Origin of the sequence: Flavobacterium sp. UBA6195 (assembly GCF_002422095.1) — a bacterium.
In the GTDB taxonomy this organism is placed as follows: domain Bacteria; phylum Bacteroidota; class Bacteroidia; order Flavobacteriales; family Flavobacteriaceae; genus Flavobacterium.
This window is the reverse complement of sequence record NZ_DITB01000060.1, coordinates 38,793-59,882: the sequence shown is the minus strand read 5'-3', so window position 1 is coordinate 59,882 and position 21,090 is coordinate 38,793. Positions and strand designations below refer to the sequence as shown.

Sequence of the window (21,090 nt, the reverse complement as noted above, 5' to 3'; positions counted from 1 at the left end):
TTTTTTTGTTCTAGCAATAATTATTTTGCTGGAGCAGCTTCAGCAGCAGGAGCAGCAGTAGCAGCAGAATCAGCAACTACAGCAGAAGAATCAGCAGCAGGAGCTTCTTCAACAGCAGGAGTTTCAACTACAGTTGAATCAACAGCTGGAGTTTCTTCAGCAGCATTTTCTTTACATGAAACGAACATAGCAGCAACAATTGCTAAACTTAAAACAACTTTTTTCATCTTACTAAATTATAAAGGTTAATTATTAATTCGGAGCAAAGATATAAATTTTTTAACATGTCAAAATATTTTTAGACAAATTTTTTAAATTTTTTTTCTTTCGAACCTTAAATATATTATTTCAAATGGCGTGCCAAACTCTTTATTTTTTAAAATATTTGTAATTATTTGGTTTTTTGAGACTTAGGATAAACAATCGTTATCTCTTCTATAAGATTTTTAGCACCTGCAAATTTATCAATCACAAATAAAATATAACGCGCATCTACCATGATATTTCTACAGATTTCTGGACTATAATAAATGTCGCTCATCGTACCTTCCCAAACTCTATCAAAGTTCAATCCGATTAGATTTCCTTTTGCATCTAAAGCAGGACTTCCAGAGTTTCCACCAGTAGTGTGATTGGTAGCAATAAACGCTAAAGGCATTTTACCATTTTTATCTGCGTATTTTCCATAATCTTTTGCATTATACAAATCGATTAGTTTTTTAGAAACATCGAATTCGTAATCACCTGGAATATATTTTTCAATCACTCCATCTAAATAACTAACTGGTTCGTAAATAACAGCATCGCTAGGTTTGTATCCTTTTACTTTTCCATACGTTACACGTAATGTACTGTTAGCATCAGGGAAAATTCTATCGTTAGGGAAGAATTCCATAATTCCTTTCATGTAAGTTCTTTGTAAAGCGATGTTTTTTAAATTAATCTCATCAAACTTAGGAGCTACATTTTTTTGGTAACTATCCGCAATCGATTTTACCAATTGATATCCTTTGTCCTGATTTAATTTCTCTAAAACCGATTTTGCATCACCATTTAATAATTCTTTCAAACCATTAAAGCTAGTTAATTTCGAAGAACCAAAAACACTTGTTGTTAAAGCTGAAGCATTAATGTTATTCAAACTTTCAGGTAAAAACTGTTTTGGTGATTTCGTAGCATATAAATTGATTAATTGTTCAAAAACTTTTTCATCCACTTGAGCGCTATAATCTTTATATAAACCTTCAAATCCAGAAATTAAATTGTTTTTTCTATCATTGAAAGCTTGCTCGCCTCTTGTATTATAAACTTGCTCTAATTGGTATAAACGGTATCCAAACGATAAAATTTCTGAATTACGTAAAACAACTTCTGTAAAGTAATCTCTAGCAATAGCATATTCTCTAATGTCTTTGTAGTTCTTTTCGAAATCAGTTAAAATACTTCCATATTCAGCCTGTTTTCTAGCTTTGTTTACTCTTTCTTGAAATTTCTTCTCAAAATCTTTTTTGATAGCAACTGCATTGGATTTTTTTAAACCTTTCGTTTCTCCAATCCATTTTTTCCAATAATTTGCAACACCAGCGTATTTTGAAGCATACTGAATTTTAATCGCATTATCTTTTCTCATGAAGCCATCTTGTACTTTTAAAGCAGCATCACGAATTTCAATTTTTGCCGGATTCAAATCATTTACAATTTGTTCTACGGCGAATGATGGTAAATATTCCTGAGTTCTTCCAGGATATCCCATTACCATCGTAAAATCATTTTCCTGAACTCCTTTTGCAGAAACTGGGAAAAAATGTTTTGGTTTATATGGAACGTTGTCTTTTGAATATTCAGCAGGACGATTGTTTTTGTCTGCATACACTCTAAATAAAGAAAAATCTCCTGTGTGACGAGGCCAAACCCAGTTGTCAGTATCCGAACCAAATTTTCCGATTGAACTTGGTGGTGCACCAACTAAACGAACATCTTTGAAATTTTCAGTTACGAATAATAGGTATTGGTTTCCATCATAAAAAGCACGTATCATTACATCTTGCCAAGCTTCTTTTTGGAAACTTTTGCTAACCGTTGCAATATTTTGTTGGATTCTTTTTTGTTTGTCGCTTTCAGTTGGAAGATTTAAAACGCCTTCAAAAATTTTAGTGGTTACATCTTCAATTTTGATGATAAATGTTACTGTTAAATCTTTGTTTGGTAATTCGTCTTCCATTTTGTAAGCCCAAAAACCATTTGTTAAATAATCGTTTTCAACAGTAGAATGACTTTGAATGTTATCATATCCACAGTGGTGATTCGTTAATAAAAGTCCTTTTGGAGAAATCATTTCCGCTGTACAACCACCATCAAAATGAGGAACGGCATCTTTTAAGCTGGAATTATTTACCGAATAAATAGCATCGGCACTAATTTTCATTCCCAAAGCTTTCATTTCTTTTTCGTTAGTTCCTTTCAATAACGAAGGAATCCACATGCCTCCTTGTTGCGCTTGAACTTGGATAACAAATAAAACAAGTAGTAATTTTAAAAATTTCATAGGTATAATTTATTTAGTGACTTTGTACTTCATTAATTTTCTATTGTGAAGTTCAAAATCGTGTGCAAGATACAATTTTTGTGCGTTTTCGTTGTGCGGTTCAACTTCTAAATACAGTAATTTTAACGATAATTTAGAAACTTCACTTTGAATAAATTGAATCGCTTCTTTTCCAAAACCTTTTCCTCGAGCGGTTTCTTTGATGAATAATTCGTCTACAAAAGCAATTTTTCCGCCATATTCAAAACTGAAAATAAAAGTGAGAATGATATAACCCACAATTTCATTTTCGGAATATATCAACCAAGATTTTCCAAGATGTTCATTGGAAATAAATTCTTGAAACAAAGTTTTAGCCACTTCAACATCCATCGGATAATTGTCAATTGCATAAAAATTCTGCATCATTTGAGTGATGATTGAAATATCTGCAATTTCTAATGGTTTGAAGGTTGTCATTAGCTCAAAATATGATTAATAATCGTTTGAGTTGCGCCTTTATTCATTTGAACAAATGTGCTGCAAATGTGACCTTTTTCTAATCGTTCGTCTTCGTTGCGAAGTAATAAATCAAAAGCTTCATTAAGTTGAGTTTGATTCTGAATCGAAATACAACCTTCCATATTTACTAATGCCGTAGCTTCAGCAAAATGCGAATAATTTGGGCCAATCACAACCGGAACTCCAAAGGTCGCCGGTTCCAAAATATTATGAACACCCGGATTTCCAAAACCTCCGCCAACGTAAGCAATATCGGCATAGGAATAAATTTTGGTTAAAATTCCGATGGTATCGATGATGAAAACGTTTGAATCTGACAGATTAACATTGTCTTTTTCGGAAAACAAAAGCGTTTTTTTAGTAATAGCATTTTTCAATTCCTGAATTTGTTCTGATTTGATATTGTGCGGAGCAATAATAAATTTCACGTCATCCGAACTCTGATTGATGTAATTCACCAATAAGCTTTCATCTTTTGGCCAAGAACTTCCAATGACGATGGTGGTTTTATTATCTTTGAATTGTTCAATAAAATCCAATGAATTATCACGTTCTAAAATGGAAACCACACGATCAAAACGCGTGTCGCCAGAAACTTTTACGTTATTAAATCCGATACTTTGAAGTAGTTTTTTTGAACTTTCATTCTGAACAAAGAAGTAATCAAATGTTTTTAAAGCGTTTCTATAAAATCCGCCATACCATTTAAAAAACGCTTGGTTTTCTCGTAAAATTCCAGAAATTAGATAAGTTTTAATTTGCTGTTTTTTTAATTCGTTCAAATAGTTTGGCCAATATTCATATTTGATGAAAAATGCCATTTCGGGATGAACTAAACTTATAAATTGTTTCGCATTCGAAATCGTATCCAAAGGTAGATACACTGTAACATCAGTAACGGTATTGTTTTTTCGAACTTCATAACCCGAAGGCGAAAAAAAAGTAACTAAAATTTTATGATTAGGAAATTGCTGTTTAATTGCTTCAATTACGGGTAAACCTTGTTCATATTCGCCTAAAGAAGCCGCATGAAACCAAATTGTTTTATCCGAAGGTTTAATTTTTTCAGCCAAAGTTTGAAAAACCGATTTTCGTCCATCTACAAAAAGTTTTATTTTCGGACTGAAAAGGGCTACAAGTTTCAAAAGTTGGTTAGCTAAAAGCGTAATTATGTTGTATAAAAATAGCATAATTGAATTTTATGGTGCTAAAATACGTTTCTTTTTAAGTTAGATAAAATTTGTACTGTAGAATTTCATATTTTTGCTTGACTTAATTTTATTCCAATGAGAAAATTACAAATGGTTGACTTAAAAAGTCAATATGAAAAGATAAAAGAAGAAGTAAATGCTTCTATTCAAGAGGTTTTAGATACAAATACATACATCAACGGACCTTTGGTTCATCAATTTCAAGCGGATTTAGAAAAATATTTGGGAGTAAAACACGTAATTCCATGTGCTAACGGAACCGATGCGTTACAAATTGCTATGATGGGATTGGATTTGAAACCAGGTGATGAAGTGATTACTGCCGATTTTACATTCGCGGCTACGGTTGAAGTAATTGCTTTATTGCAATTAACTCCGGTTTTAGTAGATGTGGATATGAACAATATGAACATTTCATTAGATGGAATTCGTAAAGCAATAACTCCAAAAACAAAAGCAATTGTTCCGGTACATTTGTTTGGTCGCGCTGCGAATATGGATGCAATTATGGAAATTGCCAAAGAGCATAATTTATACGTTATCGAAGATAATGCCCAAGCTATTGGAGCCGATTATACTTCGAAAGATGGTTCTAAAAAGAAAGTAGGAACTATTGGTCATGTAGCAGCAACGTCGTTTTTCCCATCTAAAAACTTAGGTTGTTATGGTGATGGTGGAGCCATTTTTACGAATGATGACGCTTTAGCTCACAAAATTAGAGGAATCGTAAACCATGGAATGTACGAAAGATATCATCATGATGTGGTAGGAGTGAATTCGCGCTTAGATAGTATTCAAGCGGGAGTTTTAAAAGCGAAATTACCACATTTAGATGCTTACAACAAAGCACGTCAAGATGCAGCAAGAAAGTATTCAGAAATTCTTGGAAAAAACCCTAATATTTGGGTTCCAACTATTTGTGAATCTTGTGATTGTCAAGTATTTCATCAATATGTAATCCGTATTATGAATGGAAAACGTGATGGTTTATTAGAACATTTACAAGCGAAAGGAATTCCTTGTGCGATTTATTATCCAATTCCATTACACAGTCAAAAAGCGTATACAGATGCTCGTTACAAAGAAGAAGATTTCCCTGTTACGAATCAATTGGTAAAAGAAGTAATTGCTTTACCAATGCATACGGAATTAGATGACGAACAAATTAAATTTATTACAGACGCAGTTTTAGAATACGTATAATAGTGTTCAGTTGCAGTATTCAGTCTCAGTTACTGATTACTGTGACTGTGACAGAAAAATAAAAAATGAAGATATTAGTTACAGGCGGTTTAGGATTTATAGGTTCTCACACAGTTGTAGAATTGCAAAATGAAGGTTTTGAAGTAATTGCTATTGACAATCTTTCTAATTCATCTATTGATGTTTTGGACGGAATTGAGCGAATCACTGGGAAAAAACCTTTGTTTGAAAATATCGATTTGCGAGATAAATCGGCGGTTCAAAATTTCTTTTCTAAATACCAAGATATTTCGGGAGTGATTCATTTTGCTGCTTCAAAAGCGGTGGGGGAAAGTGTTGAAAATCCTTTGTTGTATTATGAAAACAACATCAATTCTTTAGTGTATTTACTTCAAGAATTACAAAAAAAATCAGAAGCTCATTTTATTTTCAGTTCGTCTTGTACCGTGTACGGTCAGGCCGAAACAATGCCAATTACTGAAATCGCTCCTATTCAAGTGGCAATGTCACCTTACGGAAACACGAAGCAAATAGGTGAGGAAATTATAACCGATGTTGCAAAAGTAACCAATATCAATTCTATTTTATTGCGTTATTTTAATCCTATTGGAGCACATCCTTCGGCTGAAATTGGCGAATTACCTTTAGGAGTTCCACAAAATTTAGTGCCATTTATTACACAAACAGCTATTGGACTTCGTGAAAAATTATCGGTTTTTGGAGATGATTATCCAACTCCTGATGGTACAGCAATTCGCGACTACATTCATGTGGTTGATTTAGCAAAAGCTCATGTTGTGGCTTTGAAACGCTTGTTAAACAAACAAAACTCAGAAAAAGTAGAAACATTTAATTTAGGAACTGGAACGGGAAGTTCGGTTTTGGAAGTCATTACTGCTTTTGAAAAAGTGTTCAATCAAAAATTAAATTATCAAATTGTAGGAAGACGAGAAGGAGATGTTATAGAAGCTTACGCCAATACCGACAAAGCAAATACTGTTTTAGGTTGGAAAGCAAAATCTACTTTAGAGGAAGCTTTAGCAAGTGCTTGGAAATGGGAGAATAAAATCAGAAATAAATAAAATAAAAAAATCCTCAATTGAGGATTTTTTTATTTTTCAACAGATTCTTTTACTTTTTTTGCTCCTTCTTCTACTTTTTCAGCTCCTTTAGCAATAATGTGTTTTGCTTTTTCGCCTACTTTAGAGGAATCAATTGCTTTTTTAGCTTTTACTTTTGCCGAATCTGCCGCTTGTTTTAAATCGGCTCCAACGGCTTCAGAAGCTTCTTTTACTTTTTCTTTTGTTTCTTCTTGACAAGAGAGCAATGTAGCTACGATTGCAATTCCTAGAAATACTTTTTTCATAATTGAATTAATTTATGTACGAAAGTTACAAAATTAATACCAAATCTATCAAACAATTTTTAATAGTAAATTTGGATCTGGACAATTTGATTTGTAAAACGGAAGTGTTTTTTCATTACAAACTCCAGGATAATCACCAGTTTTTCCTTCCATATCGATAATGATTTGAAAATGCAGATGCGGAGCATAATCACCATTAATAGGTGGTAATCCTAAAGTAGCTATTTGTTCTCCTTTTTTTACAATATCACCCACTTTTTTACCAATTAAACTCGCTTCGCTCAAGTGACCGTATAGCGTGTGGAATTTGATATTTTCAACTTCGTGCTCCAAAATAATAGTGGGGCCATAATCACCTAAAGCGGTATTGTTTTGAAAACTGTGAATGGTTCCATCCAAAGCAGCATGAATTGGAGCCGATTCGTTAATCCATAAATCTAAACCAATATGAATATTTCGTTCGTCAGAATTAGTGTTTTTAAAAACCGTACTTCTTTGGTATAAATTTCGAGTTTCAATGTAACCGCCAAAAGCAATTTTACCTTGATTTTTATCTAAATGGTTTTGGATGAAAATTTCATAATCTTGAGCAGTTTCTAATTTATGCTGACTCAATTCACGATTCGAAACAGATAAATTCAAGGGAACATAGTCAGAGTAATCAATCTCGGGTGAAATGACTTTGGCCGCTTCAATTGATTGGAACAAAGCAATTAGATTTTCCATATTTTCTTTTTCTCAAAAATAAAAAATTCCTCACGAATAAACTTTATGAGGAATTCTATTTTAAGAGTATTTTATTTTACAAAGAAGCAGAAATCGTTTCTACGTCTTTGTTGATTTTATTTACCAATCCAACTAATACTTTTCCTGGACCCACTTCTGTGAAACTTGTTGCTCCATCTGCAATCATTTGTTGTACGGATTGTGTCCATCTTACAGCTCCTGTTAATTGCGAAATCAAGTTTTTCTTAATTTCAGTTGCATCAGAAACCGCGCTAGCAGTAACATTTTGATACACTGGGCAAATTGGAGTTGAAAAAGTAGTAGCTTCAATGGCTGCTGCTAATGCTGAACTTGCTGGTTCCATCATGGGTGAGTGAAAAGCACCACCAACAGGTAAAATTAAAGCTCTTTTTGCTCCAGCTTCTTTCATTTTTTCACAAGCTAATTCTACCGCTTTGTATTCTCCAGAAATTACTAATTGCCCTGGGCAGTTGTAATTTGCAGCTACCACAATCCCATCAATTGAAGTACAAATATCTTCTACGATTTTATCGTCTAAGTTTAAAACGGCTGCCATAGTTGAAGGTGCAATTTCACATGCTTTTTGCATTGCCATTGCTCTTTGAGAAACTAATTTTAATCCGTCTTCAAATGATAAAGCACCGTTTACTACTAAAGCAGAAAATTCTCCTAAAGAATGTCCCGCTACCATATCTGGTTTTACGTCTAAAACTTTGGCTAAAATAACCGAGTGTAAAAAAACCGCTGGTTGGGTTACTTTAGTTTCTTTCAATTCTTCAGCTGTTCCTTCGAACATGATATCGGTGATTCTGAAACCTAAAATATCATTGGCTTTTTCGAATAATTCTTTTGCTAAAGGGGAGTTTTCATATAAATCTTTACCCATTCCTGTGAATTGTGCTCCTTGACCTGGAAATACGTATGCTTTCATAAATTTTGTTTCAAGTTTAAAGTTTCAAGTTTTTCTCGAGTGGCAAAAATAACATTTTTATTAGAATTCAGTTGAATTTACAATTTCCAATAATTGATTTTTATATTCTGGATGGATAATCCCATTTATCACATCAAAATTTTCGTAGAAACTTGGTAATGAAAAACTACCTTTTACAATTCCACCTTGAAACGGAAAACGTTTTGAAGCAATTTCTAAAACCGAACTTCCACCTCGAGCACCAGGGGAAGTTGCTAATAACAACATTGGTTTTTCTTGAAAGGTTTTGGCGTTAATACGTGAAGTCCAATCTAGAATATTTTTGAATGCACTAGAGTAATTTCCGTTATGTTCGGCAAACGAAATAATGATTAAATCAGCACTTCCTAATTTGCTGTAAAATTCTTGTGCTAAAGGATGAATTCCGTTTTCTTTTTCTTTATCAACAGAGAAAATAGGCATTTCGTAATCGTTTAAATCTAAAATTTCAACAGAAACATTTTGAAATTGGTTAGCAGCAAAAGTTGCCAATTGTTTATTGATGGATTGCTTGCTTGAAGAAGCTCCGAAAGCGATAATTTTTTTAGTCATTCTTGTTCAAATAATAAGTTAAGGCTCCCGAAGGGCATTTTTTTACGGTTTCAATAATTTTTTCTGTGGTTGAATTATCAGGTGTAATCCAAGGTTGTTCTTTTGGTTTAAAAACATCTGGATTATTCTTAACACAATTAGCAGAATGAGTACATTTTCCAGATTGCCATACAATGGTTACTTCACCATTTGTGTATTCTTTTTTTAGATTTTTTGGATCCATGATTCTTAGTTTTTGGTTGTTGCATTAATATAAAAACCTGCAAGGTTTTGAAATCTTGCAGGGGATAATTATAAAACGTCTCTAAATTCAGGAGTTTTATCAAAAACACTTTTCGCAAACGGACACAAAGGCAAGATTTTGATTCCTTTTTCTCTTGCAAATTCTACTGCTTTTGTTACCATTTTTTTTCCAAAGCCTTTTCCTTCGTTTCCAGGATTTACTTCAGTGTGATCAATGATAATTTTATCTTCACCAGCAAAAACAAAAGTCATCATTGCTTCTTGATTTCCATTAACTTCAATGTAAAAAGAACCTTTGTTGTCGTTTATTCTAAGTTGGACTTCTTCGGTCATAATTATGGTTTTTAAATTTCAACATTCATTATTCAAAAGGAATTTTGAATGTTGAAAAGATTAATTTATTGTTCCATTGGAATTTCCATCACCAAAAACTTCGTATTTGAATTCGCTTTGATTTCAATTTCATTGGTTTCCCAAATTCCGATTGCATCTCTTCTTTCTAATTTTTCTCCGTTAACTTCGATTTCGCCTTCAATATTCATGATGTAAAAACCGTTGCCTTCTTTTTTAAGTGAAAGTTTTTTCGAAAAATCCTTGTCAAAATCACTCAAATAAAACCATGCATCTTGATGAATCCAAACCCCAGCATCATCAGGATTTGGTGATAAGATTTGAGCAAAATCATTTTTTTGTAACGATTGGTCTAAGGTAATTTGTTGGTAACGAGGTTCCACATTTCTGTATTTTGGGAACAACCAAATTTGAAACAATTTTGTGTGATGATTGTGATTTGGATTGAATTCGCTATGTTGAATTCCCGTTCCAGCACTCATTACTTGAATGTCACCACTTTTAATAGTTGTACCATTTCCCATGCTGTCTTTATGAGCTAAATCTCCTTCTAAGGGAATGGTGATGATTTCCATGTTGTCATGTGGATGTGTTCCGAAGCCCATTCCAGCTGCAATGGTATCGTCATTCAAAACGCGAAGCATTCCAAATTGTACTTTTTCTGGGTTATACCAATTGGCAAAGCTAAAACTGTGATACGCATTTAACCAACCATGGTTAGCATGACCTCTTTCATTTGCTTTATGTACTATCGTTTTCATAATGTATAAATTTAGTAATTATTATGATACAAATTTACATCGAGGAATAGGGAAGAGCACTTAATGTAGATTAAGAAATTATTTTTTCAGTAATCTAGCTTTCATCTTACTAAAAAACTCAGGTGTTACTCCAATGTAAGAAGCAATCTGTTTTTGAGGAACTTTCTGAATTAAAGTAGGGTATTTAGAACAGAATTTCTCAAAACGTTCTTCGGCAGTTAGACTTAAATTGTCCATTAATCTTTCTTGGTGAGAAACTAGTGAGTTTTCGGCTAAAATTCTAAAAAAGCGTTCTAATTTTGGAATTTCTTGATAAAGTTGTTGTTGGTTTTCTTTGGTTATGATTACTACTTCAGCATCTTCTATAACTTCTATGAACAAATTTCCTGGTTTTCCAGAAATGTAGCTATACATGTCGCCAATCCACCAACCTTCGCAAGCAAAATGCAAAACGTGTTCAATAATATTGTCATTAATATTGAAACTTCTCAAAATACCAGAATTTACAAAATACGTGCAAGTCGCCACTTCGCCCGCACTCAATAAAATGGTTTTAGCTTTGAATTGTTTGGTTTCAGTTTTAGACAAAAACAACTCTTGCTCTTCAGGAGTTAGCGTAACATGTTTGGCGATATTTTCTAAAATAGATTGCATTACTTCAAAAATACAATTTAATTTTGGTTTTCTTGAAAAGAAAAAACCGATGCCTTACACATCGGTTTCTATATTAATGAAAGTGATCTTCTTCAATTTCAAATTCGGCATCTTTTTCCCAAATTTCCATTTCACAAGGTTTGCAATTGAATTTTAGTTTGTATTCCAATTCGCCTTGTTTCAAAACTAAAGGTTCTTTTAGTTTTTTATCCATGTTCTCACGATGGTATTTTGGACAGCGTTCTAATTCGTATTTGATGCAATATTTAGTCGTCATTACACGAGATTTTCCAGGATCCCATTGCAATTCGAATGCTTTTTCAATTTCAGTTACACCATGGCGTTCATAGAATTTACGAGCGGTTTTATTAGCAACATTGTACATGAAATCCAATTTTGTTTCTGGATAAGGATGTGATGTTTTTACCAATTGGTGTTCTTTTCGAACATAATTTTTCAAACGAATTTCCGATAATTGTTCGTAAACCGTTCTTCGCATTTCATTGATTTTTGAAATCGGAAGAAACCAATTTCCAGAAAATTCAATCGTAATTTCATCAGCGGTATAAGGTGTAAAACCTGTTTTTGCTAAGTTGGTTTTGAAGTTTTCAGCTAAAGATTCGTTATTTTTTGTTTGCTCTTTTGGGTGAACCAAATTCACAGTGCTAACATTACCATCTTCATCAGTTGCTATTAATTCGAAACCATTTTCGTTTTCAGTCATCAATAAAGTAGTGCTGATTTTTCGAACTGCACTATCTTCTCTTTCAACTAATTTGATGAAAGCCGCATCGTTATTTCGGTAAATGAAAGTACCTTCTTTGATTTCTTTCAATACGTTTGGATAAACATATCCGTTTTCGGCACGATTCACGTAAATTCCTTCGGCTTCGTTGTTTTCGTTGATGAAACACAATCCGTCGCCATTATTTAGTAATTCTCCGTTCTCGATTTCGTAGGCATTTCCAACCGTTTTAATCAGTTTTCCAATGTATTGCCCTTTTGATTTTGGGCTTTCCCAAGAACCGATAGCTTGATGTCTTTCGTTTACAAAATAATCAGTATAACCACGATTGAACGTTCTATCTAATGAAGAATCGAATAAATACGTGCATTTTCCAGAAGAAGCTTTGGTATATTTATCACTATTTTTTTCTAAGAAATCATCTAATTTCTGACGTAAATAGGAAACGTTATTTTTTACATAAACGATGTCTTTCAAACGACCTTCAATTTTGAACGAAACGATTCCGGCTTCTACTAAATTTGGAATTTGGTTCGAAACATCAAAATCTTTAATCGAAAGTAAGTGACTATTTTTAATTAAAGTATCGCCATTTCCATCAATTAAATTATAAGGTAAACGACAATTTTGCGCACAAGAACCTCGGTTTGCCGAACGTTCGCCATTAGCAACACTCATATAGCAATTTCCGCTAAACGAAACACACAAAGCACCAGTTACGAAGAATTCTAATTCCACATCTGTAGCTTCGTGGATTTCTTTGATTTGACTTAAATTCAATTCACGCGCTAAAACCACACGTTTGATTCCTGCATCTGCTAAGAATTTAATTTTATCGGCATCACGATTATTGGTTTGCGTACTTGCATGCAATACGATAGGGGGTAACTCCATTTCCATAATCGCCATGTCTTGAATGATTAAAGCATCTACGCCAATATCATACAATTTCCAAATCAATTGACGACAAGGTTCTAATTCGTTATCGTATAAGATCGTATTGATAACTACAAAAACCTGAGCGTTAAACAAGTGTGCATATTTTACCAATTCGGCAATATCTTCCACAGAATTGGTAGCATTTGAACGAGCACCATATAAAGGAGCACCAATATAAACCGCATCGGCACCACTGTTTATGGCAGCAATTCCTTGTACTAAGTTTTTTGCAGGAGCTAAAATTTCAATCTTCTTTTTCATATGTTCTGACTATAATTTTTCAGATGTAACATATGGAATCGCTTTTTTTTAATTTGTGATTGCTTACGCAATCTTTTTTAGTGGCGATTTCATTTGTAAATCTTTAATCTTTCGGGATTTGCCGAAAAAAAGTGTGCAAAGTTCTTATAAAAAATCCAAGATTTCTAATTCAAGTTCGCTTTTTTTGAATTTAGAGCATAAAAAAACACGAATTGGTTTAATTTAATAAATCAATTCGTGCTAATATATTTGTTTGTGATTTAAGAAACTGCTTCTTTGATTCTTCTCATTGCTTCTGTTAATAAAGCTTCGCTTGTTGCGTAAGAGAAACGAATACAATTTGGATTTCCAAAAGCGTCTCCAGTTACCGTTGCTACATTTGCTTCCGCCAATAAGAACATGGAGAAATCAGTTGCGTTTTTAATTTCGGTTCCTTTGATGGTTTTTCCAAAGTAGTAAGAAACATCAGGGAATACATAGAACGCTCCTTCTGGAACATTCAATTTGAATCCTGGAATTTCTTTAACTAATCCAACAACTAAATCTCTACGGTTTTTGAAGGCTGAAACCATTTCGTTCAAAACGCTTGGATCTGCTTCAACAGCAGTAATCGTTGCTCTTTGTGCAATAGAATTAGCTCCCGAAGTAACTTGTCCTTGAATTTTAGTACATGCTTTTGCGATGAATTCTGGTGCTCCGATATAACCAATTCTCCAACCTGTCATTGCGAATGCTTTTGCAACACCATTAACTGTAATCGTTCTTTCTAACATTCCTGGAATTGATGCGATACTGCAAAATGTTCCTGAAAAGTTGATGTGTTCGTAGATTTCATCAGAAACTACATATACGTGTGGATGTTTTTCTAAAACTTTAGCTAAAGCCGTTAATTCTTCACGATTGTAAACCGAACCACTTGGGTTACAAGGCGAACTGAACCACATCATTTTTGTTTTTGGTGTGATAGCTGCTTCTAATTGTTCTGGTGTAATTTTGAAATCGCTTTCTACAGAAGTAGGAACTTCAACCGGAACTCCGCCAGAAAGTTTGATAATTTCGTAATACGAAACCCAATATGGAGCAGGAAGAATTACTTCGTCACCATCGTTTAACATTACTTGTGCAATGTTGTATAACGATTGTTTTGCTCCTGTAGAAACTACAATTTGTGATGGTTTGTAGTCTAAATTATTATCTCTTTTGAATTTTTTGCAAATTGCTTCTTTTAATTCTAAGTAACCTTCAACTGGAGTGTACGTACTGTAATTTTCGTCGATAGCTTTTTTTGCAGCTTCTTTAATAAATTCAGGAGTATTGAAATCTGGTTCTCCTAAACTAAGGCTAATAATGTCTTTTCCTTGTGCTTTTAATTCTCTTGCCAAAGCCGCCATAGCTAAAGTTTGTGAAACGGCTAAGTTGTTGATTCTGTCCGATAACGGGTTCATTGTGTGTTAGTTATTATAGTTAATACAAAAGACGCGATTCCTCGCGTCTCTTCTTTATTATGCTAATTGTGGTTTTCTTCCTAATTCTCTCAAATGCTTGAAGTGAGATGCGATAGCCGCTCGAGTCGTTTTGAACTCGTGATACGGCAAGTTACATTCTGCTGCGGTTTGCTTTACAATTTCAGCAATTTTGTCATAGTGAATGTGACTGATATTCGGGAAAATATGATGTTCAATTTGGTGATTTAATCCACCTGTATAATAATTTACAATCCAGTTTTTAGGAGCAAAGTTAGCTGTTGTGAACAATTGGTGAATAGCCCAAGTATTTTCGATTTCTCCGTTTTCATCTGGCATTGGGTTAACTGTGTCTTCTACAACGTGCGCTAATTGGAACACAACACTCAAAATTAATCCAGCGGTGTAATGCATTACAACAAATCCTAAAAGTACTTTCCACCATGTCACACCAACGATTATTGGTAATACAATCCAAATAGAAAAGTAAATGGCTTTCGTAATGATAAGTGTAGTCCATTGGAAAGCTGGACTTTTTGCTTCTCCATACGATAATTTTCTTTTTAAGTAACGTTTCATCTGAAGGAAATCAGTTGTGATTGCCCAGTTGAAGGTTAATAATCCGTATAGGAAAACAGAATAATAATGTTGAAATCTGTGGTGACTGTACCATTTGGCTGTTTTAGAAAAACGTAAAATTCTTCCTGCTTCTAAATCTTCATCATGCCCAATAATGTTAGTATAGGTGTGATGTAAAACATTGTGTTGTACTTGCCAATTGTAAACATTTCCAGCTAAGATGTAGATACTTCCGCCCATTAATTTGTTTACCCAAGACTTGGTTGAGTAAGCACCGTGATTTCCATCGTGCATTACGTTCATTCCAACTCCTGCCATTCCAATTCCGATTACTACGTTTAATAATAAATATACCCAAAACGGCATATCCATAGCTAATAGGAAGAAATAAGGTGTAAGGAAAAGACCGAACATTACAATGGTTTTTAGGTGTAATTTCCAGTTTCCAGTTTTGTTGATTTTGTTTTCTTTGAAATAGTCGTTTACTCGTTTATTTAAAGTTCTGAAAAATTTCAGATTGTCCTCTTTTGAGAAAATCGGGGTTGTGGTATTCATAAATATTGTATTCAAATTTCGTCAAAGATAATTATTATAATTTTTTCATTTATGATATTCCTCATTTTTATTCGCCAAAAAGCGTATTTTTGTGCAAATTTTAACGAATGGAAGCCATTTTAAAGCAATTTCCTGATTTATCTGATAATCAAATACTTCAGTTTCAAAAATTACAAGGTTTATACGAAGATTGGAATGCCAAAATTAACGTGATTTCACGAAAAGATATCGACGAATTATATACACGTCACGTTTTACATTCACTTGGGATTGCAAAAATTATAGAATTCCGTCCAGGTTCTAAAATTATGGATGTGGGAACAGGTGGTGGTTTTCCTGGAATTCCATTAGCGATTTTATTCCCAGAAGTTGATTTTTATTTGATTGATGTTATTGCAAAGAAAATCAAAGTAGTGAATGAAGTGGCTGCTAGTTTAGGATTAAAAAATGTAAAAGCCGAACAAAAACGTGCCGAATTAGTCAAACACGAATTCGATTTTATCGTGAGTCGTGCCGTAACCAATATGCCTGATTTTGTAAAATGGGTAGATGATAAAGTAGCTAAAAAACAAAACCACGAATTAGCCAACGGAATTTTATATCTAAAAGGCGGCGATTTAACCGAAGAATTAAAGGATTTTCCAAAAGCAACGCAATATAATTTATCGGATTTCTTTTCAGACGAGTTTTTTGAAACGAAGAAAGTGGTGCATTTGCCGTTGAAGTATAAGAAATAAGTGATTAGTGAAAAGTAATTAGTAATTAGCTATAAAAAGCAAAACCCGATTCTCAACTGAAAATCGGGTTTTTTATTTTTACTTCGTATTTCGGATTAACCTAAAAACGGATATTTATAATCTTCTGGTGTTACGAAAGTTTCTTTAATCGTTCTAACAGAAGCCCAACGCAATAAGTTTTGTGCTGAACCTGCTTTATCGTTAGTTCCAGAACCTCTTGCGCCTCCAAAGGGTTGCATTCCTACAACAGCACCTGTTGGTTTATCGTTGATGTAGAAGTTTCCTGCCGCATTTTGTAACGCAACCGTTGCTTCTTCTACTGCATAACGACATTGGCTAAATACAGCTCCTGTTAAAGCGTATTCTGAAGTTTCGTCAACTAATTTTAATGTTTCAGACCATTTTGCGTCTTCGTAAATATAAATGGTAACTACTGGTCCGAATAATTCGGTTTCCATAGTAGAGTATTTTGGATTTGAAGTTAAAATAACTGTTGGTTCAATGAAGTACCCTTTTGATTTATCGTAATTTCCTCCCATGATAACTTCTGCATCACTATCGTTTTTAGCTTGGTCAATGTAACGCGCTAATTTATCAAATGAAGCTTCTGAAATAACTGCTGTAATGAAATTACTCATATCTTCTGGAGAACCCATTTTCATTGATTTCAAATCGGCTTCTAATTTTGCTTGAACAGCTGGCCATAAACTTTGTGGTACATAAACACGAGATGCAGCACTACATTTTTGCCCTTGGAATTCAAAAGCACCACGAGCAATTCCTACTGCAACTTGCGCAGCGTTTGCTGATGGATGCGCAATGATGAAATCTTTTCCACCTGTTTCTCCAACGATTCTTGGGTATGTTTTGTAAGTTGCAATGTTGTTTCCAATGGTTTTCCAAATGTCATTGAAAACACCAGTCGAACCTGTAAAGTGAACTCCTGCTAAATGTGGGCTTGATAAAACTACGTCAGAAACCATTCCAGAATCACCCATTACCATGTTGATAACGCCATTTGGTAAACCTGCCTCTTTGAAAACTTGCATAATTACATTAGCAGAATATACTTGTGTAGCAGCTGGTTTCCAAACTACCACATTCCCCATTAAAGCTGCACTTGAAGGTAAATTTCCTGCAATAGCGGTAAAGTTAAAAGGTGTAATTGCATATACGAAACCTTCTAATGGTCTGTATTCAACACGATTCCACATATCTGAAGTTGAAGCGGGTTGATCTGCATAAATTTTTGTCATGAATTCTACGTTATAACGTAAGAAGTCAATCAACTCACAAGCTGAGTCAATTTCTGCTTGGTGAATTGTTTTTGATTGTGCAATCATAGTTGCTGCATTGATTTTAGCGCGGTATGGACCAGCTAATAATTCAGCCGCTTTTAAGAAAATACTAGCACGATTTTCCCAAGCCATTGCCGCCCATTTTTTACGAGCTTCTAATGCTTCGGTAATTGCTTTTTCAACTAAAGCTCTGTCTGCTTGATGATAAACACCTACAATGTGTTGGTGATCATGTGGGGCTGTCATATTTTTGGTATCGCCAGTTTTAATTTCTTCGCTACCTATATATAATGGAACTTCAACTAGAGAATTCCACATCATTTTGTATGTTTCTGCAACTTTTGCTCGTTCAGGAGAACCTGGAGCGTAAGATTTTACGGGTTCGTTTACCGCCTTTGGGACATTAAAAAATCCTTTTAACATGGTGTTGTATTTTGAGATTAGACAATTTTGTAATCAGAATTACGAAAAAATCGTAAATGATTACAAAAATACAAAGTATATTTTGAATTTTCTATAATAAAAATTACAAAGCTTAATTGATGAATTTTTTAATTCAGTGCAAAAGGAGCGCTTAATTTAAATGTAGGTATTATCACTTTAAAACTTCTTGTTGAAGTGAAGTTGACCATATTGAAATAGCCTTTCATAGCGCCAATAGGAGAGGAAAGTAAGCATCCAGAAGAATAGGTGTAGCTTTCACCAGGCTTAATTACAGGTTTTTTACCTATAACGCCTTCACCATCTACTAACTCAAGATTGTTAAGGGCATCATAAATTTCCCAATGACGCGTAGTTAATTGAACAGAATCTTTACTTTGGTTTTCAATGGTAATATGATACGAAAAGGCAAAATGAATTTTGTAGTTTTTGAAGTATGTGCCTTCAAAACTAGTTAAAACAGAAATTTTTATGCCTTTTGTAATTTGACTAACCATATATTAAAATAAAATTATCGATACTGCTATTAATACGAAAACAGCTAGTAATGAAATGGGTATGAATAATATGTTCAAAAATAGGAATTTAAAAATTGTTTTCCAACGACTGTTTTGATAAAAATTTCTTAAAGATTTATAAAGGTAAATTGGAAACAAAATAGAAAAACTGACTCCAATTAAAATTTCAGAAATATCAGTAGATATAAATCCAATTATTTCTAATAAAATTAAGCTGACAAACATGAATGAATAAAAGTTGTATGTGAAAACTAAATGATCAGTATAATTTAATGTTTTGTTGTAAAAAGTAATCCAAAAAATAATAGCAATAAACGGGATAGATAAAAAAATCAGAAATGGTAATTTTCCTAAAATGTAATCGCTAATTTCTCTAAGCACATCATTTGATTTTAAATTTTGTACTTTTTCATAGATATATCGGTTGATTTTGTTGTTTTCGTATCCTAATTTTTTCAATGCAACCGCGGGAGTTTCTTGAGGGTTTTTTAAGTTATAGTTTCTAAATGAGGTGATACGAAGTGTTAAGTGATCTAAGTTTTCAGGGTTATTAAATTCGGTTGCTTTGTAAATAGAATCTCTATGAAATTCCTTACCAGTTTTTTTATCTACCTCAATTACGCCTGTATCATAAATTTTACTATAATCTATTTTTGTGCTATCCTTTGAGATTAATTCCGTTTCTGTTTTTTCTTTTGGACGGTTATTATTGAATCTTGTGCCAATATCCATTACAATAAAAAGAACAATCGAAATGCTTAAAAACAAACGAAATGGATTAGCATGATGGTGTCTTTTACCTTCTGAAAATTCTCGAGCAGCTACTCCAGGTTTTGTAAAAAGCGTAATAAATGTATTTCTTAGCCTGGAATCGTATGCGTAAAAATTAGAAAAAAACTCTTCAATAAAATCTTTGATATCTAATTTTTTAGTTGAATTTAGTTGGCCACAAGCATGACAATATTTTTCGCTTATATCAAGAGAGGTCTCGCAATTGATGCATTTTTCACCTCGGTATTTTAAATCTTTTCTTTTCATTTAATTTTGAATATACAAACTATTGGTAATGGATATTCCGATTACTCTGTGGTATCTATCATTATTTCCTTTGTAATAAACAATAACAGAATATAAATTATCAGTTTCGAAATGATTTCCATCTATTGCATTTTCATAGTCTGTTTTTCCATTTTTATCTGTTAAAACGTATTGATAATTTGTAAACCCTTGTTTAATTAAAAGGGCTTTTTCATATAATCCTGTTTTTTTATTAAAATCCATTTTGTAATCATCAGACATGCTGTAATTATTAAACATACCATTAATTATAATTTTTTTATCATTTAAAAAAGGTGTGTCAAGAGTAAAGTATATCCAAGAATAATCGGCTTGAATGGCTGGTTTTTCGGTATTAATGTTGTCAATATAGAAATTACCATTTATGTCTGGGAAATAGGTGTAAATTTTATTTTTTCTAGGTTGATTCGTATACAAATAAGTATTGTATAAATTTTCACCAGAAGTAACTTTAGCTACTGTGTTATTAGTGGCTCTAATAATTTTGTTATCAATTGAATAAAATTCATTTCCTCCCCAAAATTGAGTTTCCTTATTGTATCGGTAAATCAATTCGGTTCCTAATGTATATTGCGGTTTTATATCTAAGATTTCATTTTTCCAATCGGCATTTTGGATCAATGAAACTTTTACATTTTCTATAGGATTTTGTAGTATATAATTTCCATAATTTATAGATAATTCAACGTTGTGTTTTCCAGCTCTATTTTCGAAATCACGAGTTCTTTTAATGGTGATTTTTGGGTTAACTAGCTCTTCATAAATTACAAATCTTCTGGTAAAAAGAATTTCATTTTCGTCATTTAAAATGGAAATTAAATAATTTCCACTCTTTGTGATTTGGTTAAATTGATTTGGAAATTTTTGAGTGTAATGGGAATAAAGTTGTAGTGTATTGAATGAGTTTTCGTATGTAATAATTCTTTGATTGTCCATACCATTTAGATACTCGTTTTTAGCTAAATTAGTTGGTTCAGACCAATCATAATTGTATTGAGTTATTGTATAATAGTAGTCTGATTCATCTGCATACAAGTCATCAAATTGAAATTCAAAATGATCGCCTAATTTAAAATAAGGGACAACATTTTTTTGATTTTGAACGAAAGATATCGTTTTGATGTTGAATGGAGGTTCTTGCTCAATTCCAGATTGACTATATATAAAATAGTTTGATAGCAAGCTAATTAATACTATAATTTTGTTCATTTTTACTTTTATAAATGTGTAAATGTAGCAAAACTTTTAAAATTATTGGAATTGAAATAAATTAAAACAAACCGTTTAATTTAGAATTATTATAAATAAACCAATTCTAAGTCTTTATTTTTGGTAAGCTGTGATGTATTTGATTAAATTTGCACGTTTTATAG

22 protein-coding genes are annotated in these 21,090 nt (G+C 32.9%); 3 read left to right on the top strand and 19 right to left on the bottom strand.

What is annotated here, in order from left to right; all coding sequences use genetic code 11:
• Positions 1–20 precede the first annotated feature (20 nt).
• The 4 genes from B4I81_RS05325 to B4I81_RS05310 form a co-directional block, all read right to left on the bottom strand.
• Positions 21–227: a hypothetical protein gene (locus tag B4I81_RS05325; RefSeq protein WP_291108487.1), complete on the bottom strand. Its 207-nt coding sequence runs from the start codon at positions 225–227 to the stop codon at positions 21–23.
• Between the two features lie 164 nt (positions 228–391).
• The gene (locus tag B4I81_RS05320; RefSeq protein ID WP_291108485.1) at positions 392–2,545 is read right to left on the bottom strand and encodes a S46 family peptidase; all 2,154 of its coding nucleotides are present in this window, start codon (positions 2,543–2,545) and stop codon (positions 392–394) included.
• A 9-nt stretch (positions 2,546–2,554) separates the two neighbouring features.
• Entirely contained in the window at positions 2,555–3,004 is a 450-nt protein-coding gene (locus B4I81_RS05315; RefSeq protein WP_291108483.1) for a GNAT family N-acetyltransferase, read from the bottom strand.
• Entirely contained in the window at positions 3,004–4,236 is a 1,233-nt protein-coding gene (locus B4I81_RS05310; protein WP_291108481.1) for a 3-deoxy-D-manno-octulosonic acid transferase, read from the bottom strand. Before B4I81_RS05310 ends, B4I81_RS05315 begins: the two co-directional genes overlap by 1 nt.
• A 96-nt stretch (positions 4,237–4,332) precedes the next feature.
• Between B4I81_RS05310 and B4I81_RS05305 the strand changes: the two genes are divergently transcribed.
• Positions 4,333–5,460 carry a DegT/DnrJ/EryC1/StrS family aminotransferase gene (locus B4I81_RS05305; protein ID WP_291108479.1) on the top strand — a complete coding sequence of 376 codons (1,128 nt, stop codon included), beginning with the start codon at positions 4,333–4,335 and terminating at the stop codon, positions 5,458–5,460.
• 65 nt (positions 5,461–5,525) lie between these two features.
• Positions 5,526–6,542, top strand: a complete 1,017-nt coding sequence (gene galE, locus B4I81_RS05300; RefSeq protein ID WP_291108477.1) for a UDP-glucose 4-epimerase GalE — start codon at positions 5,526–5,528, stop codon at positions 6,540–6,542.
• Positions 6,543–6,571: 29 nt separating this feature from the next.
• Here galE and B4I81_RS05295 read toward each other — a convergent pair whose 3' ends face one another.
• The 11 genes from B4I81_RS05295 to B4I81_RS05245 form a co-directional block, all read right to left on the bottom strand.
• On the bottom strand, positions 6,572–6,826 hold the full coding sequence (locus B4I81_RS05295; RefSeq protein ID WP_291108475.1) for a hypothetical protein: 255 nt from the start codon (positions 6,824–6,826) through the stop codon (positions 6,572–6,574).
• Between the two features lie 48 nt (positions 6,827–6,874).
• Positions 6,875–7,552 carry a peptidoglycan DD-metalloendopeptidase family protein gene (locus B4I81_RS05290; protein ID WP_291108473.1) on the bottom strand — a complete coding sequence of 226 codons (678 nt, stop codon included), beginning with the start codon at positions 7,550–7,552 and terminating at the stop codon, positions 6,875–6,877.
• Between the two features lie 76 nt (positions 7,553–7,628).
• Positions 7,629–8,504, bottom strand: a complete 876-nt coding sequence (gene fabD / locus B4I81_RS05285; protein WP_291108471.1) for an ACP S-malonyltransferase — start codon at positions 8,502–8,504, stop codon at positions 7,629–7,631.
• 60 nt (positions 8,505–8,564) lie between these two features.
• On the bottom strand, positions 8,565–9,095 hold the full coding sequence (locus B4I81_RS05280) for an NADPH-dependent FMN reductase (RefSeq protein WP_026724284.1): 531 nt from the start codon (positions 9,093–9,095) through the stop codon (positions 8,565–8,567).
• Positions 9,088–9,318: a (4Fe-4S)-binding protein gene (locus tag B4I81_RS05275; RefSeq protein ID WP_194093284.1), complete on the bottom strand. Its 231-nt coding sequence runs from the start codon at positions 9,316–9,318 to the stop codon at positions 9,088–9,090. Before B4I81_RS05275 ends, B4I81_RS05280 begins: the two co-directional genes overlap by 8 nt.
• A gap of 68 nt (positions 9,319–9,386) precedes the next feature.
• Positions 9,387–9,671, bottom strand: a complete 285-nt coding sequence (locus tag B4I81_RS05270; RefSeq protein ID WP_194093283.1) for a GNAT family N-acetyltransferase — start codon at positions 9,669–9,671, stop codon at positions 9,387–9,389.
• Positions 9,672–9,736: 65 nt separating this feature from the next.
• Positions 9,737–10,453, bottom strand: a complete 717-nt coding sequence (locus B4I81_RS05265) for a pirin family protein (protein WP_414655088.1) — start codon at positions 10,451–10,453, stop codon at positions 9,737–9,739.
• A gap of 75 nt (positions 10,454–10,528) precedes the next feature.
• Positions 10,529–11,104: a Crp/Fnr family transcriptional regulator gene (locus B4I81_RS05260; RefSeq protein ID WP_291108452.1), complete on the bottom strand. Its 576-nt coding sequence runs from the start codon at positions 11,102–11,104 to the stop codon at positions 10,529–10,531.
• A gap of 73 nt (positions 11,105–11,177) precedes the next feature.
• Complete coding sequence (locus B4I81_RS05255) at positions 11,178–13,049, bottom strand: peptidase U32 family protein (protein ID WP_291108450.1); 1,872 nt, start codon at positions 13,047–13,049, stop codon at positions 11,178–11,180.
• 260 nt (positions 13,050–13,309) lie between these two features.
• Positions 13,310–14,494 carry a pyridoxal phosphate-dependent aminotransferase gene (locus B4I81_RS05250; protein WP_291108448.1) on the bottom strand — a complete coding sequence of 395 codons (1,185 nt, stop codon included), beginning with the start codon at positions 14,492–14,494 and terminating at the stop codon, positions 13,310–13,312.
• A 57-nt stretch (positions 14,495–14,551) separates the two neighbouring features.
• Positions 14,552–15,646, bottom strand: a complete 1,095-nt coding sequence (locus B4I81_RS05245; RefSeq protein ID WP_291108446.1) for a fatty acid desaturase family protein — start codon at positions 15,644–15,646, stop codon at positions 14,552–14,554.
• 107 nt (positions 15,647–15,753) lie between these two features.
• Between B4I81_RS05245 and rsmG the strand changes: the two genes are divergently transcribed.
• Positions 15,754–16,383, top strand: coding sequence for a 16S rRNA (guanine(527)-N(7))-methyltransferase RsmG (rsmG, locus tag B4I81_RS05240; RefSeq protein ID WP_291108444.1), 630 nt, complete (start codon positions 15,754–15,756; stop codon positions 16,381–16,383).
• Positions 16,384–16,478: 95 nt separating this feature from the next.
• Here the strand turns inward: rsmG and pruA are convergent, their stop codons facing one another.
• The 4 genes from pruA to B4I81_RS05220 all read right to left on the bottom strand — a co-directional run bounded on the left by pruA (position 16,479) and on the right by B4I81_RS05220 (position 20,926).
• On the bottom strand, positions 16,479–18,104 hold the full coding sequence (gene pruA / locus B4I81_RS05235) for an L-glutamate gamma-semialdehyde dehydrogenase (RefSeq protein WP_291108442.1): 1,626 nt from the start codon (positions 18,102–18,104) through the stop codon (positions 16,479–16,481).
• A gap of 128 nt (positions 18,105–18,232) precedes the next feature.
• Positions 18,233–18,619: a Co2+/Mg2+ efflux protein ApaG gene (gene apaG / locus B4I81_RS05230; RefSeq protein WP_250579565.1), complete on the bottom strand. Its 387-nt coding sequence runs from the start codon at positions 18,617–18,619 to the stop codon at positions 18,233–18,235.
• Between the two features lie 3 nt (positions 18,620–18,622).
• Positions 18,623–19,678: a DUF3667 domain-containing protein gene (locus tag B4I81_RS05225; RefSeq protein WP_291108440.1), complete on the bottom strand. Its 1,056-nt coding sequence runs from the start codon at positions 19,676–19,678 to the stop codon at positions 18,623–18,625.
• Positions 19,679–20,926: a DUF5103 domain-containing protein gene (locus B4I81_RS05220; protein ID WP_291108438.1), complete on the bottom strand. Its 1,248-nt coding sequence runs from the start codon at positions 20,924–20,926 to the stop codon at positions 19,679–19,681.
• Positions 20,927–21,090 lie beyond the last annotated feature (164 nt).

Coding starts and splice junctions, on each gene's coding strand:
- B4I81_RS05325 (WP_291108487.1), bottom strand. CDS start 227: ATGAAAAAAGTTGTTTTAAGTTTAGCAATTGTTGCTGCTATGTTCGTT.
- B4I81_RS05320 (WP_291108485.1), bottom strand. CDS start 2,545: ATGAAATTTTTAAAATTACTACTTGTTTTATTTGTTATCCAAGTTCAA.
- B4I81_RS05315 (WP_291108483.1), bottom strand. CDS start 3,004: ATGACAACCTTCAAACCATTAGAAATTGCAGATATTTCAATCATCACT.
- B4I81_RS05310 (WP_291108481.1), bottom strand. CDS start 4,236: ATGCTATTTTTATACAACATAATTACGCTTTTAGCTAACCAACTTTTG.
- B4I81_RS05305 (WP_291108479.1), top strand. CDS start 4,333: ATGAGAAAATTACAAATGGTTGACTTAAAAAGTCAATATGAAAAGATA.
- galE (WP_291108477.1), top strand. CDS start 5,526: ATGAAGATATTAGTTACAGGCGGTTTAGGATTTATAGGTTCTCACACA.
- B4I81_RS05295 (WP_291108475.1), bottom strand. CDS start 6,826: ATGAAAAAAGTATTTCTAGGAATTGCAATCGTAGCTACATTGCTCTCT.
- B4I81_RS05290 (WP_291108473.1), bottom strand. CDS start 7,552: ATGGAAAATCTAATTGCTTTGTTCCAATCAATTGAAGCGGCCAAAGTC.
- fabD (WP_291108471.1), bottom strand. CDS start 8,504: ATGAAAGCATACGTATTTCCAGGTCAAGGAGCACAATTCACAGGAATG.
- B4I81_RS05280 (WP_026724284.1), bottom strand. CDS start 9,095: ATGACTAAAAAAATTATCGCTTTCGGAGCTTCTTCAAGCAAGCAATCC.
- B4I81_RS05275 (WP_194093284.1), bottom strand. CDS start 9,318: ATGGATCCAAAAAATCTAAAAAAAGAATACACAAATGGTGAAGTAACC.
- B4I81_RS05270 (WP_194093283.1), bottom strand. CDS start 9,671: ATGACCGAAGAAGTCCAACTTAGAATAAACGACAACAAAGGTTCTTTT.
- B4I81_RS05260 (WP_291108452.1), bottom strand. CDS start 11,104: ATGCAATCTATTTTAGAAAATATCGCCAAACATGTTACGCTAACTCCT.
- B4I81_RS05255 (WP_291108450.1), bottom strand. CDS start 13,049: ATGAAAAAGAAGATTGAAATTTTAGCTCCTGCAAAAAACTTAGTACAA.
- B4I81_RS05250 (WP_291108448.1), bottom strand. CDS start 14,494: ATGAACCCGTTATCGGACAGAATCAACAACTTAGCCGTTTCACAAACT.
- B4I81_RS05245 (WP_291108446.1), bottom strand. CDS start 15,646: ATGAATACCACAACCCCGATTTTCTCAAAAGAGGACAATCTGAAATTT.
- rsmG (WP_291108444.1), top strand. CDS start 15,754: ATGGAAGCCATTTTAAAGCAATTTCCTGATTTATCTGATAATCAAATA.
- pruA (WP_291108442.1), bottom strand. CDS start 18,104: ATGTTAAAAGGATTTTTTAATGTCCCAAAGGCGGTAAACGAACCCGTA.
- apaG (WP_250579565.1), bottom strand. CDS start 18,619: ATGGTTAGTCAAATTACAAAAGGCATAAAAATTTCTGTTTTAACTAGT.
- B4I81_RS05225 (WP_291108440.1), bottom strand. CDS start 19,678: ATGAAAAGAAAAGATTTAAAATACCGAGGTGAAAAATGCATCAATTGC.
- B4I81_RS05220 (WP_291108438.1), bottom strand. CDS start 20,926: ATGAACAAAATTATAGTATTAATTAGCTTGCTATCAAACTATTTTATA.